We start from the raw sequence: 15,048 nt of genomic DNA on the forward strand, positions 1-15,048 counted from the left end.
CATGGCCCAGCGCAACGCCGGTGCCGATGCCGCGGCGGCCTTGCAGCGCGACGAAGTGGCGGCCAGCCTGCGCGACCTGTCGAGCATGGCCGACGAAGCCCAGGCCGAAAGCCACGCCATGCAGGCGGCGTTGCAGCAGGTAGTGGACATCCGTCAGGCCACCGACGAGAACAGCCGCGCCTCCACCCAGCTGGCGCGCTTGATTGAAAACCTGGCAGGTGAGGTCGAGACAGGCTCCCAGGTGATCGAGCGGTTGGCCAAGCAGAGCGAGCAGATCGAGGTGGTGCTCACGGTGATCCATGGTATCGCCGAGCAGACCAATCTGCTGGCGCTCAATGCCGCCATCGAGGCGGCCCGGGCTGGCGAGACCGGGCGTGGTTTCGCCGTGGTGGCTGACGAGGTGCGGGCGCTGGCGAGCAAGACGCAGAGCTCGACCGGGGATATCCAGTCGCATATTGCCGCCCTGCAACAGGGCGCCAAGGAGGCAGTGGCGACCATCGGCCAGGCCGGGCGTCAGGCCAGTGAAGGCTTGCTGGTGCTGCGCGACAACGAGCGGCGCCAGCAGTCGGTGCAGGCAGCGGTAGAGCAGGTGCACGCTGCCATTGGCCTGGCTACCCGTGCGGCGGAGCAGCAAGCCAACGGTGCGCAAGCGGTGCGTGGGCGGGTGGAGAATATCCATGCCCAGGCCGAGCGTTCGGCCGAAGTGGTGATGCAGACCACGGCCAGCAGCAAGGTGCTGGACGACCTGGCGGCGCAGTTGCGCGCAAGTTTGGGGCAGTTCCGGGCGTAAGGCATGTTATTGACTGGTTCGCCGGCAAGCCGGCTCCTACACGGAGGGCGCCGGCAAACCGGTTGGCTTTCGTAGGAGATTCCCCAGCCCTACGGGCTGCGCTGTCGCGCAGGGAACATTGCCAGCACCCGCACCGCGATCCCCTGTGGGAGCGGCTTTAGCCGCGAAGCAGGCGACGCGGTGGATGGCACCGGCTCTGCCGGTGTTCGCGGCTAAAGCCGCTCCCACAGCGACCTCGTCGAATCAGAGACTTACGATTTGTTCCATGAGAGCCGGCTTGCCGGCGAACAGGATCTGCTCAGGCCTTGTTCAGATACATCCGCGTGGTCAGCAGATACACCGGCAACCCCGACACCACGATCAACAGCGCCGCATAAGGCGCTGCCGCCGCGAACTCGACGTTGGCGGTATGCGCCCACACCTCGGTCGCCAGCGTGGTCATCCCGGTCGGGCTGAGCAGCAGGGTAGCTGTCAGCTCCTTCATGGCATCCAGGAACACCAGGGCGAACGCCGCCGCCATGGCCGGGAAGATGATCGGCAGGGTGACCCGGCAGAATGCCGCGAAGCTGCTAGCACCCAGCGTACGCGCGGCTTCTTCGAGCGTCGGCGAGGCCTTGTTCAGCGCCGTGCGCACCGGCGACTGGGCCAGCGGCAGGAACAGCAGCGCATAGGCCAGGATCAGCAGCGCGGTGGTCTGATACAGCGCCGGCACGTAATGCAGGGCGAAGAACACCAGGGTCAGCGCGATCACCAGGCCCGGCAGGGCATGCAGCAGGTAGGGCAGGCGCTCGGCCCAGATCGCCAGGCGCCCCTTGTAGCGCACCACCAGGAAGCTGATCGGCAGCGCCAGCAGCACACAGAAGCCAGCGCCGCCCAGCGACACCGACAGCGAGGTGAGCAGGGCCTTGCCGATGGCCGCCACTGGGAAGGCCGCCGACGAACCCACGCTGAGCCAGTACCCGAGCATCGCCAGCGGGATGCCGCTGCCCAGCACTGCCAGGGCCAGGCAGAACAACTGCCCCAACGGCATCCAGGCTTTGAGCTGCACCGGCTGCGCGCGGCGCGCCACGCCCTGGCCGATTCGCACATGACGGGCCTTGCCGCGCACTCGCAGCTCCAGCCACAGCATCATCAGGCACAGCGCCAGCAGCACCGCCGAAAGCATGGCGGCGTTGGCATTGCTGAACTCCAGCTCGAACTGCTGGTAGATCGCCGTGGTGAAGGTCTGCAGCCCGAGGATCGACAGGGCACCGAACTCCACCAGCATGTGCAGGGCGATCAGCAGCCCGCCGCCGAGCATCGACGGCCACAACAGGGGCAGGGTGATCTTGCCGAACACGCCCCAGCGGCTGCAGCCCAGGGTGCGCGCCGATTCTTCCAGGGCGGTGTCGAGATTGCGCAAGGTGGCGGCCACCGGCAGGAACACCAGCGGGTACTTGGACAGCGCCATCACCAGGATCGCCCCGCCCAGCCCTTCGAAGTCCGAGCTCAGCGACACCCAGGTGAAGCTGCTGACGAACGACGGCACGGCGAACGGCAAGCACAGCACCACGCCCCACAGGCGCCGACCTGGCAGGTCGCTGCGCTCCAGCAGCCAGGCCAGGGCTACGCCGACCACCAGGCAAAGCACGGTGACACCGGCCATCAGCAGCAGGGTGTTGCGCAGCAGCCCCCAAACGAACGGGCGCCACAGCAGGCGCAAGGCTTCATGCCAGCCGGCTTCCCAGGCCTTGAGCCCGACATACAGCAGCGGCAACAGGCTCATCGCCACCAGGAACAGCACCGGCAGCACCACCCAGATGGACGGGCGCCTGCGCTTGGGCACGAAGCGCGACAAGGCGGGGGAGGGCAGGGCGGCGGTCATCAGAGCAGGCCAACCTCACGTTCCAGCTCGATGGCTTCCTCGGCATTGCCCAGGTCCGCCGGCGAGATCTTCGGCGGGCGCAACTCCTCGAACGGCTTGAGGCCGCGGTCCGAAACCATGCCCTTGTGCAGCGGATATTCGGCGGTGGTCTGGGTGATCACGCGCTGGCCTTCTTCGCTGGCCATCCAGTTAAGTAGGGCCTGGGCCTCTTTCGGGTGCTTGCTGGCCTTGACCGCGCCGGCGCCGGAGATGGTCACCAGGTTGCCGGCGTCGCCGTCGGCCAGGTAGTACAGCTTGGAGTCGAGCTTGCCGCGCTCGCGCTCCAGGGCGTACCAGTAGTAGTTGTTCACCAGCACGGCGGCGACTTCACCTTTTTCCACGGCCTTCAAGGCGACCATGTTGTTGGTGTAGGTCTTGCCGAAGGCCTTCAGGCCGGTCAGCCACTCTTCGGTGGCCTCGCGCCCGTGCAGCTTGAGGATGGCCACGGCCTGTTCCTGGAAGGCACCGCTGGTGGGCACGTAGCCGACGCGGCCTTCCCACTCGGGGTCGGCGAAGTCCATCACCGTGGTGGGCAGGTCTTTCTCGTCGATCTTCTTCGGGTTGTACACCACCACGCGGGTGCGGGCGGTGACGCCCATCCAGGTGCCGTTGGCGCCCACGTATTCCTTGGGCAGCATGTCCAGGGTGGCGTCGTCGATCTTCGCCAGCAGGCCCAGTTCGCCCAGGTTGTTCAGCGGCGGCGACTCTTCGGTGTAGATGATGTCGGCCGGCGAGCGCTCGCCTTCCTCGATGATCTGGCTGGCCAGCTGGTTGCTGCTGCCCTTGCGGATATTGATATGGATGCCGGTCTTGGCCTCGTAGGCCTTGGCGATGGCCTCGCCGATCTCCTTGTGCTGACCGTTGTACAGGGTCAGCGTGACCGGTGCGTCTGCCAGGGCGGCCGGGGCGCCGATCACCAGGCTCAGCACGGCGGCGGCCAGGGTGCGCATCAGCGGTTGCGGGCGGATCGTCATGCGGGTACTTCCTCGCTTACGGCTACATATTTGGAAACAATGGTAAACGAAATCGTTTCTCAAATGGGCGCATGACGGGAAATTCATGGATTGGCGCGGATCGCGTCGCTACGCAAACCGTAGGAGCCAGCCTTGCTGGCGAACCAGGCGTCGCGGAGGAGGGTGCCGGCTGCGCCGGTGTTCGCCGGCAAGGCCGGCTCCTACGTCGATCGCGTCGCTTTTGACACGGGCGATAAAAAACGCAGGCAAGAAAAAACCCACTAGCAAGCTAGTGGGTTTTTGTATGGTGCCCAGGAGAAGACTCGAACTTCCACGACCGTTAAGTCACTGATACCTGAAACCAGCGCGTCTACCAATTCCGCCACCTGGGCAAAGCTTTGCATCATCTGTTGAAGGCGACCATCGTTCGCTTTCACACAGTGGTAATAGATCCTTGGTCATCTATTACCGGAAAATCATTGGTGCCCAGGAGAAGACTCGAACTTCCACGACCGTTAAGTCACTGATACCTGAAACCAGCGCGTCTACCAATTCCGCCACCTGGGCACACATTCGAGATTACAAGATGCTTTACAGCGCCGTTCATCTCTACTACAACTTCGGGGTTGTCCGTCGTTGTGGTGCGCACTATACGGGCGGTCCTGGAGGCTGTAAAGCCCCCGAGCGAAAAAAATTTCAAAAAATTCAACTTGTTGATTCCGCTGGCCTATTACTGCTCGGCTGACGCTGCGGTGGGGCTGTCCAAGGCTGACATTTCCGGTTTCAATACGCCTATGCCAGAATTCATATCTATATACCCCAAGGTGAACCCCTTCTGATGGCCGATTGGCAATCCCTCGATCCCGAGGCCGCTCGCGAAGCGGAAAAATACGATAACCCCATTCCCAGCCGTGAGCTGATCCTGCAGCGCCTCGCCGACCGTGGCGAACCGGCTGCCCGCGAACAGCTGGCCGAAGAATTCGGTCTTTATGAAGAAGACCAGATCGAAGCCCTGCGCCGCCGCCTGCGCGCCATGGAGCGTGATGGCCAGCTCATCTATACCCGGCGTGGCACCTATGCCCCGGTAGACAAGCTCGACCTGATCTGCGGCCGCGTGTCCGGCCACCGCGACGGCTTCGGTTTCCTCATCCCCGACGACGGCAGCGAGGACCTGTTCCTCAGCCCCTCACAGATGCGCCTGGTGTTCGACGGCGACCGTGGCCTGGCCCGGGTTTCAGGTGTCGACCGCCGTGGCCGCCGCGAAGGCGTGCTGGTCGAGGTCATCTCCCGCGCCCACGAAAGCGTGGTCGGCCGCTATTTCGAAGAAGGTGGCATCGGCTACGTGACCCCGGACAACCCGAAGATCCAGCAGGAAGTGCTGGTGACCGCCGGGCGCAACGGCGGTGCCAAGATCGGCCAGTTCGTGTCGATCAAGATCACCCACTGGCCAACCCCGCGCTTCCAGCCGCAGGGCGACGTCATCGAAGTGATCGGCAACTACATGGCGCCGGGCATGGAAATCGACATCGCCCTGCGCAGCTACGACATCCCGCATGTCTGGCCGCAGGACGTGATCAAGGAAGCGCGCAAGTTCCGCTCCGAAGTCGAAGAGAAGGACAAAGAGAAGCGCATCGACCTGCGTCACCTGCCGTTCGTCACCATCGACGGTGAAGACGCCCGCGACTTCGACGACGCCGTCTATTGCGAGCCCCTGGGCAAGCTGCGCCTGTTCTCCGGTGGCTGGCGCCTGTACGTGGCGATCGCCGACGTGTCCAGCTACGTACGCCTGGGCTCGGCCCTGGACGTCGAAGCGCAGCAGCGCGGCAACTCGGTGTACTTCCCCGAGCGCGTGATCCCGATGCTGCCTGAGGAACTGTCCAACGGCCTGTGCTCGCTGAACCCGCATGTCGATCGCCTGGCCATGGTCTGCGAGATGACCATCAACAAAGCCGGGCAGATGGTCGACTACCAGTTCTACGAAGGGGTGATCCACTCCCACGCACGCCTGACCTACAACAAGGTCAGCAGCATGCTCGAGCACGCCCGCACCCGTGAGGGCAAGGCGCTGCGCGAGGAGTACAGCGCGGTGGTGCCGGACCTGAAGAACCTCTACGCGCTGTACAAGGTGCTGGTGGAGGCCCGTCACACCCGTGGCGCGATCGACTTCGAAACCCAGGAAACCCGGATCATCTTCGGTGAAGACCGCAAGATCGACGAAATTCGCCCGACCGTGCGCAACGACGCCCACAAGCTGATCGAGGAATGCATGCTGGCGGCCAACGTCGCCACCGCCGAGTTCCTGCAAAAGCACAATGTGCCGTCGCTGTACCGTGTGCACGATGGCCCGCCGCCGGAGCGCCTGGAAAAACTGCGCGCCTTCCTCGGCGAGCTGGGCCTGAGCCTGCACAAGGGCAAGGATCCGTCGCCCAAGGACTACCAAGCCCTGCTGGCGAGCATCGCCGGGCGCCCGGATTTCCACCTGATCCAGACCGTCATGCTGCGCTCGCTGAGCCAGGCGGTGTACAGCGTCGAGAACAACGGCCACTTTGGCCTGAACTACGAGGCCTACACCCACTTCACCTCGCCGATCCGCCGCTACCCGGACCTGCTGGTGCACCGTGCCATTCGCAGCGTGATCCGCTCGAAGATGGACACCCCGCACGTCAAACGTGCTGGTGCCATGAGCATCCCCAAGGCCCGCATCTACCCCTACGACGAGAGCGCGCTGGAGCAGATGGGCGAGCAGTGCTCGATGACCGAGCGCCGTGCCGACGAGGCCACCCGCGACGTGGTCAACTGGCTCAAGTGCGAGTACATGCGTGATCGCGTCGGTGAGACCTTCCCCGGTGTGATCACCGCGGTGACCGGTTTCGGCCTGTTCATCGAGCTGACCGACATCTATGTCGAAGGCCTGGTGCACGTCAGTGCCCTGCCGGGTGACTACTACCACTTCGACCCGGTGCACCACCGCCTGTCTGGTGAGCGCAGCGGCCGCAGCTTCCGCCTCGGCGACACGGTCGAGGTCAAGGTCATGCGTGTCGACCTCGAGCAGCGCAAGATCGATTTCGAGATGTCCGAAGCGACCGTCAATGCCCCGGTTGGCCGCAAGTCGGCTGCCAGTGCTGGCAAGGCCGCGCCAGAGCCTGCGCCGGCAACCGAAGCGAAGATCTCGCCCAAGCCGCGCAGCCGCAAAGGCGAAACCGCCGATGCGTACTTCCCCAAGGACGCGGTGCAGCGTAACGCCGAGGTGCGCAAGAGCCGCGAAATGAAGAAAGCGCTGATGAGCGAGGCGCGCCACGGCGGCAATGCCACCAGCAAGCCGGAGAAGGGCGCCAAGGCATCGGGCAAGACCAAGCATCGCAAAGGCCCGTCGAAGTCCGGTGCGCCACGCAAGGGCAAGAGCAAGCCATGAGTCAGTTGGAAAAGATCTACGGCGTGCATGCCGTCCAGGCACTGCTGCAACACCACCCCAAGCGGGTCAAGCAGATCTGGCTGTCCGAAGGGCGTAGCGAGCCACGCATCCAGGCCTTGCTCGAGCTGGCCGCGCAGCACCGCGTCCAAGTCGGCCAGGCTGAGCGTCGCGAGCTCGATACCTGGGTCGAGGGCGTGCACCAGGGCGTGGTCGCCGAGGTGAGCCCGAGCCAGGTATGGGGCGAACTGATGCTCGAGGAGTTGCTCGAGCGCACTGAAACCCCGCCGCTGATCCTGGTGCTCGACGGTGTCACCGACCCGCACAACCTCGGCGCCTGCCTGCGCACCGCCGATGCTGCGGGCGCCACCGCGGTGGTGATCCCCAAGGACAAGTCGGCGAGCTTGACCGCCGTGGTGCGCAAGGTCGCCTGCGGCGCCGCTGAAGTGATCCCGCTGGTCGCCGTGACCAACCTCGCCCGCACGCTGGAAAAGCTCCAGCAGCGTGGGCTGTGGGTGGTCGGTACCGCTGGCGAGGCCGAACAGGAAATCTACCAGCAGGACCTGACCGGTCCGCTGGTGATGATCATGGGCGCCGAAGGCAAGGGCATGCGCCGCCTGACCCGCGAGCACTGCGATTTCCTGGTCAAACTGCCGATGGGCGGTAGCGTCAGCAGCCTGAACGTCTCGGTGGCCACTGGCGTTTGCCTGTTCGAGGCCGTGCGTCAGCGCCAGGCCAAGCGCTGAGCGAAAGCCTGTACCGACCTCTTCGCGGGCAAGCCCGCTCCCACAGGACTATCGTCGCCCTTGAAGGCGGCGCAGTACCTGTGGGAGCGGGCTTGCCCGCGAAGGGGCTTGAACAGCCTTCGAATATGTTTCAGGCTGTTCAAATATTCGCCAATCACCTTGCTTGTCCCCCCGGCCTTCTCTACAATTGCGCCCCTTGCCGAGCTGGCAGGCGCGCATGCGTCTCCCCTCCGTGGCAAGACATACAGTGTCATTCACTCCTTGTCTGACCAGATTCGCTGGCAGACTACTAACCCGTAAGGAGCATTCATGCGTCATTACGAAATCATCTTCCTGGTTCACCCGGACCAGAGCGAGCAAGTCGGCGGCATGGTTGAGCGTTACACCAAGCTGATCGAAGAAGATGGTGGCAAGATCCACCGCCTGGAAGACTGGGGCCGTCGTCAGCTGGCCTACGCAATCAACAATGTTCACAAGGCTCACTACGTGATGCTGAACGTTGAGTGCACCGGCAAAGCTCTCGCCGAGCTGGAAGACAACTTCCGCTACAACGATGCCGTGATCCGTAACCTGGTCATCCGTCGTGACGAAGCCGTTACCGGCCCGTCCGAGATGCTCAAGGCCGAAGAGAACCGCAGCGAGCGCCGTGAGCGTCGTGAACGTCCTGACAATGCTGATGGCGCCGATGGCGACGACAGCAACGACAGCGACAACAGCGACAACGCTGACGAGTAATCCACGGACCTTCTTGAGGAGCCAATCACATGGCACGTTTCTTCCGTCGTCGTAAATTCTGCCGCTTCACTGCTGAAGACGTGAAAGAGATCGACTTCAAAGATCTCAACACCCTGAAAGCTTACGTATCCGAAACCGGCAAGATCGTTCCAAGCCGCATCACCGGTACCAAAGCTCGTTATCAGCGTCAGCTGGCTACCGCTATCAAGCGCGCCCGCTTCCTGGCCCTGCTGCCCTACACCGACAGCCACGGCCGCTGAGACCGGGTCGTCGACTAAGTAGCAAGGGATAGGCATGCGAGCGTTGGCAAGTTTCATCATGCGCGGTCGTGTGCAGGCCATCCTCGTGGTGGTCATCAGCGCGGTACTGCCGCTGCTGTTCTGGTTGAGTGCCGCCGCCGGGAGCCTGGTGCTCCTGCGGCGCGGGTTCAAGGATGCGTCATCGGTCATCGCCTGGGGCCTTTTGCCTGGCGTGGCCATGTGGGCATTCGGCGAGCCGAGCACCTTGCTGGTGTTCCTTGGGACGCTGGGGCTGGCCGCGATGTTGCGCGCCGAGCACGGCTGGCCCCGGGTCCTGCTGTCAAGCATCGTGCTGGGCCTGCTGTACAGCCTCATCCTGGGTGCGGTAATGGGCGACACCTTCGCGGTGCTGGCCCAGGCGCTTGAAAAAGCCCTGCCGCAGTTCGAGGGCAAGCCGGTTATTTCCGGTGAGCTGATCGGCCCGCTGTTGGTCGCTTCCAGTGCAGTGATGCTGCAGTTGTTCAGTGTGCTGGCGTTGATGCTGGCGCGTTACTGGCAAGCGGCGTTGTACAACCCCGGTGGTTTCGGCCGCGAGTTTCGCGAACTGAGGCTACCGAAAGCCGCCATGCTGGCCTTGGTGTCGCTGATGGTGCTGGGTCCGTTTCTCGGGCCGCAGTTCATCGTGCTGGCATCGGCGTCCAGCCTGGTGCTGCTCCTGGCAGCCATCGCCCTGATGCATGGGCTGGTGGCACAGGGGCGACTCGCCGGCTTCTGGCTGGTGGGGATGTACGTGACGCTACCGCTGCTCATGCAGCTGATGTATCCGTTGCTCGTGGTTTTGGCCATTGTCGACAGCCTGATTGATTTTCGCGGTCGCAAGTCCCCTTCACAGGGTGACGACTCCGCGAACGGTGAAGGTTAAAAGTTAAGAGGTTTTACCAAATGGAACTGATCCTGCTGGAAAAAGTCGCCAACCTGGGCAACCTGGGCGACAAAGTAAACGTTAAGGCTGGTTACGGCCGTAACTTCCTGCTGCCGTTCGGCAAGGCCACCGTTGCCAACGCCGCCAACCTGGCCGCGTTCGAAGAGCGCCGCGCCGAGCTGGAAAAAGCCGCAGCAGACAAGAAAGCATCGGCTGAAAGCCGCGCTGCCCAACTGGCCGAGCTGGAAGTGACCATCACTGCCACCGCTGGCGACGAAGGCAAGCTGTTCGGTTCGATCGGCACCCACGACATCGCTGACGCCCTGACCGCCTCCGGCGTTGAAGTGGCCAAGGCTGAAGTTCGTCTGCCGAACGGCACCATCCGTCAGGTTGGCGAATACGACGTAGCCGTGCACCTGCACAGCGACGTTGAAGCCACCGTACGCGTGGTTGTCGTAGCTGCCTAAGCTGCGCTGACTGGCTAGCCCCTCGCGGGCTTGCCGGTTAACATCGGGCACGGTCCTGTCTTGCAGGCCGTGCCCTTTGTCTTTTTCGTATCCCCAGAATTTTGCGTGGCCATGAACGAGATCACCACCTCCGAACAGCTCGACCTGCAAACCGCTGCCCTGAAGGTGCCGCCGCATTCCATCGAGGCCGAACAGGCCGTGCTCGGTGGCCTGATGCTGGACAACAATGCCTGGGAGCGGGTGCTGGACCAGGTGTCGGACGGCGACTTCTACCGGCATGACCACCGCCTGATCTTCCGTGCCATCCACAAGCTGGTCGACGCCAACCAGCCGTTCGACGTGGTGACGCTGCACGAGCAGTTGGACAAGGAAGGCGTGTCCACCCAGGTCGGCGGCCTGGCCTACCTGGCCGAGCTGGCCAAGAACACCCCGTCGGTGGCCAACATCAAGGCCTACGCCGCGATCATTCGCGAGCGGGCCACGCTGCGCCAGCTGATCAGCATCAGCACCGACATCGCCGACAATGCCTTCAACCCACAGGGCCGCAACGCCGAAGAGATCCTCGACGATGCCGAGCGGCAGATCTTCCAGATCGCCGAGGCACGGCCGAAGACCGGCGGCCCGGTGGGGGTCAACGAGCTGCTGACCATGGCCATCGACCGCATCGACACACTGTTCAACTCCGACAGCGACATTACCGGTGTCTCCACCGGCTACACCGACCTCGACGAGAAGACCAGCGGCCTGCAGGCTGCCGACCTGATCATCGTTGCCGGCCGTCCATCGATGGGCAAGACCACCTTCGCCATGAACCTGGTGGAGAACGCGGTACTGCGCAGTGACAAGGTGGTGCTGGTGTTCTCCCTCGAGATGCCCGGCGAATCGCTGATCATGCGTATGCTTTCGTCGCTGGGGCGCATCGACCAGACCAAGGTGCGTTCCGGCCAGCTGGACGACGATGACTGGCCGCGCCTGACTTCAGCGGTGAACCTGCTCAACGACCGCAAGCTGTTCATCGACGACACCGCCGGCATCAGCCCTTCGGAAATGCGTGCGCGCACCCGCCGCCTGGCTCGTGAGCACGGCGAGATCGGCATGATCATGGTCGACTACCTGCAGCTGATGCAGATCCCGGGGTCGGCCGGCGACAACCGTACCAACGAGATCTCCGAAATCTCCCGCTCGTTGAAAGCCCTGGCCAAGGAATTCAACTGCCCGGTCATCGCCCTGTCGCAGCTCAACCGCTCCCTCGAGCAGCGCCCCAACAAGCGCCCGGTCAACTCCGACCTGCGTGAATCCGGAGCGATCGAGCAGGACGCCGACGTGATCATGTTCGTCTACCGCGACGAGGTGTATCACCCCGAGACCGAGCACAAGGGTGTGGCCGAGATCATCATCGGCAAGCAGCGTAACGGCCCCATCGGCTTCATCCGCCTGGCGTTCATCGGCAAGTACACCCGCTTCGAGAACCTCGCGCCGGGCATGTACAACTTCGACGACGACGAGTAAGCGTACCCCTCGAGCCCCAATCGCCGGCAAGCCGGCTCCCACAGGGACCGTGCCATCCCTGATGCAGCGATGACCTTGTGGGAGCCGGCTTGCCGGCGATTGGGACGTTACAGGTACCACATGAATCCGACCACCACCGTCGGATTTGGTCAAAATTTGTGCTATATTCCGCGCCCGCGATTTCCCTGCACAACAAAACCGGTCACTGACATGCAAGCAGCCAAACCACTCTACGACTATCCCAAGTACTGGGCCGAATGCTTCGGGCCAGCGCCGTTCCTGCCGATGAGCAGGGAGGAGATGGATCAGCTCGGCTGGGATTCCTGCGACATCATCATCGTGACCGGTGACGCTTACGTCGACCACGCGTCGTTCGGCATGGCCATCATCGGCCGCCTGCTCGAAGCCCAGGGCTTCCGGGTGGGCATCATCGCCCAGCCGAACTGGCAGTCCAAAGACGACTTCATGAAGCTGGGCGAGCCGAACCTGTTCTTTGGCGTCGCGGCCGGCAACATGGACTCGATGATCAACCGCTACACCGCGGACAAGAAGATTCGTTCCGACGACGCCTACACCCCCGGCGGTCTGGCCGGCAAACGCCCGGACCGCGCCAGCCTGGTGTACAGCCAGCGCTGCAAGGAAGCCTACAAGCACGTGCCGATCGTGCTCGGCGGCATCGAGGCCTCGCTGCGCCGCATCGCCCACTACGACTACTGGCAGGACAAGGTTCGCCACTCGATCCTGGTGGACGCCAGCGCCGATATCCTGCTGTACGGCAACGCCGAGCGGGCCATCGTCGAGGTTGCCCAGCGCCTGTCCCAGGGCGAGCACATCGAACAGATCACCGACGTGCGCGGCACGGCGTTCATCCGCCGCGACACGCCGCAAGGCTGGTACGAGATCGACTCCACCCGTATCGACCGCCCGGGCCGGGTCGACAAGATCATCAACCCTTACGTCAACACCCAGGACACCCAGGCCTGCGCCATCGAGCAGGCCAAGGGCGAGCAGGAAGACCCGAACGAAGCCAAGGTGGTGCAGATCCTCGACAGCCCGCAGATTACCCGCGAGAAGTCGGTGATCCGCCTGCCGTCGTTCGAGAAGGTGCGCAACGACCCAGTGCTCTATGCCCACGCCAACCGCGTGCTGCACCTGGAGACCAACCCGGGTAACGCCCGCGCCCTGGTGCAGAAGCACGGTGAGGTGGATGTGTGGTTCAACCCGCCACCCATCCCCATGACCACCGAAGAAATGGACTACGTGTTCGGCATGCCCTACGCGCGCATCCCGCACCCGGCCTACGGCAAGGAGCGCATCCCGGCCTACGAGATGATCCGTTTCTCGGTCAACATCATGCGTGGCTGCTTTGGTGGTTGCACCTTCTGCTCGATCACCGAGCACGAAGGTCGGATCATCCAGAACCGCTCCCACGAGTCGATCCTGCACGAAATCGAAGAGATGCGTGACAAGGTGCCAGGCTTCACCGGCGTGGTCTCCGACCTCGGTGGGCCAACCGCCAACATGTACCGCATCGCCTGCAAGAGCCACGACATCGAGAAGCACTGCCGCAAGCCGTCGTGCGTGTTCCCGGGCATCTGCGAGAACCTCAACACCGACCACAGCTCGCTGATCGAGCTGTACCGCAAGGCCCGCGCCTTGCCGGGGGTGAAGAAGATCCTGATCGCCTCGGGCCTGCGCTACGACCTGGCCGTCGAGTCGCCGGAGTATGTGCGCGAGCTGGTCACCCACCACGTCGGCGGCTACCTGAAGATTGCCCCCGAGCACACCGAGCGTGGCCCGCTGGACAAGATGATGAAGCCGGGCATCGGCACCTACGACCGCTTCAAGCGCATGTTCGAGAAGTTCTCGAAAGAGGCGGGCAAGGAGCAGTACCTGATCCCGTACTTCATCGCCGCCCACCCGGGCACCACCGACGAAGACATGATGAACCTGGCCCTGTGGCTCAAGGGCAACGGCTTCCGCGCCGACCAGGTGCAGGCGTTCTACCCTTCGCCCATGGCTTCGGCCACGGCCATGTACCACTCGGGCAAGAACCCGCTGCGCAAGGTCACCTACAAGAGCGAAGGGGTGGAGATCGTCAAGAGCGAGGAGCAGCGCCGCCTGCACAAGGCGTTCCTGCGCTACCACGACCCGAAGGGCTGGCCGATGCTGCGTGAAGCGCTGGAGCGCATGGGCCGCGCCGACCTGATCGGCCCGGGCAAGCACCAGCTGATCCCGCTGCACCAGCCGCAGACCGACACCTACCAGAGTGCCCGGCGCAAGAACTCCACGCCGGCCGGCAGCCACAAGGTGGGCAAGGACCAGAAGATCCTTACCCAGCACACCGGCCTGCCGCCGCGTGCCAGCGATGGCAGCAAGCCGTGGGACAAGCGCGAGAAGGCCAAGGCCGAAGCGTTCGCCCGCAACCAGCAGGCGGCCAAGGAGCGCAAAGAAGCGGCCAAGGGTGGCGGCAAGGGCAAGAAGCCGCGCCAGCCCGTCATTCCGCGTTAACTGGTCCATTTTGGGGCTGCTTTGCAGCCCTTTCGCGACACAAGGCCGCTCCTACAGGAGATCGCATTGCCCTGTAGGAGCGGCCTTGCCGGGGCGCCGGACCGGCCGGAAAGGACCGCGAAGCGGTCCCCTCAGCGTTCAATCAGGCTTCTTGTCGACCCACTTCGGCAATACCGGTGATTCAAACCGGTCCATCCCCTCCAGCAGCTCATCCGGCTGCTGCCCCAGCAACAGCATCGCCCGGTGCTGTGGCCGTACGAAACCTTCCTCGACGATATGGTCGAGGAACCCACCCAGTTTCTCGTAGAACCCGTTCACATCCAGCAGCCCCAGCGGCTTGGCGTGATACCCCAGCTGGCCCCAGGTCCACACCTCGAACAACTCCTCCAGCGTCCCCAGCCCACCGGGCAGGGCGATGAAGGCATCGCTGAGCTCGGCCATGCGCGCCTTGCGTGCGTGCATGCCGTCCACCACTTCCAGGCGGGTCAGGCCCTTGTGGCCGATCTCGGCGTTCATCAGGCTTTCGGGGATGATCCCCACCACTTCGCCACCGGCGGCCATGGCCGCGTCGGCGACGGTGCCCATCAGGCCCACCGCGCCACCGCCATAGACCAGCGTCAGGCCACGGCGAGCGATGGCCTGGCCAAGGGCGATGGCGGCTTCACGGTAGGCGGGGTTGGCGCCCATGCTGGCACCACAGAAAACACAAACGGAACGTACAGGCATGGTTTGTCTCCCTTCACATGCGCGCACAGGGTACGGCGCAAGCCTGTCGCTTCCAAGGGGGATCATTCAGGGCGGGCGAATTCGCAGGCTGCCGCACCGGCGGCGCCGCAGGCATAGGCCGCAAGCAGGCTGCGCATC

General features: G+C 63.8%; 11 protein-coding genes, 2 tRNA genes and 1 pseudogene. 9 read left to right on the forward strand and 5 right to left on the reverse strand.

The window, feature by feature from the left end; genetic code table 11:
* Positions 1-274: 274 nt before the first annotated feature.
* Positions 275-790: pseudogene (locus IX761_RS27650) on the forward strand (methyl-accepting chemotaxis protein); the annotation flags it as partial.
* 298 nt (positions 791-1,088) lie between these two features.
* Here IX761_RS27650 and IX761_RS14345 read toward each other — a convergent pair.
* From IX761_RS14345 to IX761_RS14360, 4 genes are all read right to left on the reverse strand, one after another.
* On the reverse strand, positions 1,089-2,654 hold the full coding sequence (locus IX761_RS14345; RefSeq protein WP_194790229.1) for an ABC transporter permease: 1,566 nt from the start codon (positions 2,652-2,654) through the stop codon (positions 1,089-1,091).
* The gene (locus tag IX761_RS14350; protein ID WP_194790230.1) at positions 2,654-3,667 is read right to left on the reverse strand and encodes an extracellular solute-binding protein; all 1,014 of its coding nucleotides are present in this window, start codon (positions 3,665-3,667) and stop codon (positions 2,654-2,656) included. Before IX761_RS14350 ends, IX761_RS14345 begins: the two co-directional genes overlap by 1 nt.
* A 284-nt stretch (positions 3,668-3,951) precedes the next feature.
* Positions 3,952-4,038: transfer RNA gene (locus tag IX761_RS14355), tRNA-Leu, on the reverse strand.
* 88 nt (positions 4,039-4,126) lie between these two features.
* Positions 4,127-4,213, reverse strand: a tRNA-Leu gene (locus IX761_RS14360).
* Between the two features lie 271 nt (positions 4,214-4,484).
* Between IX761_RS14360 and rnr the strand changes: the two genes are divergently transcribed.
* From rnr to IX761_RS14400, 8 genes are all read left to right on the forward strand, one after another.
* A complete protein-coding gene (rnr, locus tag IX761_RS14365; RefSeq protein WP_194790231.1) occupies positions 4,485-7,058 on the forward strand; it encodes a ribonuclease R in 2,574 nt (857 codons plus the stop codon).
* Positions 7,055-7,801 carry a 23S rRNA (guanosine(2251)-2'-O)-methyltransferase RlmB gene (rlmB, locus tag IX761_RS14370; protein WP_194790232.1) on the forward strand — a complete coding sequence of 249 codons (747 nt, stop codon included), beginning with the start codon at positions 7,055-7,057 and terminating at the stop codon, positions 7,799-7,801. Before rnr ends, rlmB begins: the two co-directional genes overlap by 4 nt.
* Positions 7,802-8,110: 309 nt before the next feature.
* Positions 8,111-8,536 carry a 30S ribosomal protein S6 gene (gene rpsF, locus IX761_RS14375; protein WP_194790233.1) on the forward strand — a complete coding sequence of 142 codons (426 nt, stop codon included), beginning with the start codon at positions 8,111-8,113 and terminating at the stop codon, positions 8,534-8,536.
* 29 nt (positions 8,537-8,565) lie between these two features.
* Complete coding sequence (rpsR, locus tag IX761_RS14380) at positions 8,566-8,796, forward strand: 30S ribosomal protein S18 (RefSeq protein ID WP_003249563.1); 231 nt, start codon at positions 8,566-8,568, stop codon at positions 8,794-8,796.
* A 34-nt stretch (positions 8,797-8,830) separates the two neighbouring features.
* Positions 8,831-9,697, forward strand: coding sequence for a hypothetical protein (locus tag IX761_RS14385; protein ID WP_194790234.1), 867 nt, complete (start codon positions 8,831-8,833; stop codon positions 9,695-9,697).
* A 20-nt stretch (positions 9,698-9,717) separates the two neighbouring features.
* Positions 9,718-10,164, forward strand: a complete 447-nt coding sequence (rplI, locus tag IX761_RS14390; protein ID WP_011535934.1) for a 50S ribosomal protein L9 — start codon at positions 9,718-9,720, stop codon at positions 10,162-10,164.
* Between the two features lie 111 nt (positions 10,165-10,275).
* Positions 10,276-11,673: a replicative DNA helicase gene (gene dnaB / locus IX761_RS14395; RefSeq protein WP_194790235.1), complete on the forward strand. Its 1,398-nt coding sequence runs from the start codon at positions 10,276-10,278 to the stop codon at positions 11,671-11,673.
* Positions 11,674-11,883: 210 nt separating this feature from the next.
* Positions 11,884-14,184: a YgiQ family radical SAM protein gene (locus IX761_RS14400; protein WP_194790236.1), complete on the forward strand. Its 2,301-nt coding sequence runs from the start codon at positions 11,884-11,886 to the stop codon at positions 14,182-14,184.
* A 138-nt stretch (positions 14,185-14,322) separates the two neighbouring features.
* On the opposite strand, the gene IX761_RS14405 is transcribed toward IX761_RS14400, so the two are convergent.
* Positions 14,323-14,910, reverse strand: a complete 588-nt coding sequence (locus IX761_RS14405) for a TIGR00730 family Rossman fold protein (protein WP_194790237.1) — start codon at positions 14,908-14,910, stop codon at positions 14,323-14,325.
* Positions 14,911-15,048 lie beyond the last annotated feature (138 nt).

It is taken from the genome of Pseudomonas sp. UFMG81 (genome assembly GCF_015354575.1).
Lineage (GTDB): Bacteria > Pseudomonadota > Gammaproteobacteria > Pseudomonadales > Pseudomonadaceae > Aquipseudomonas.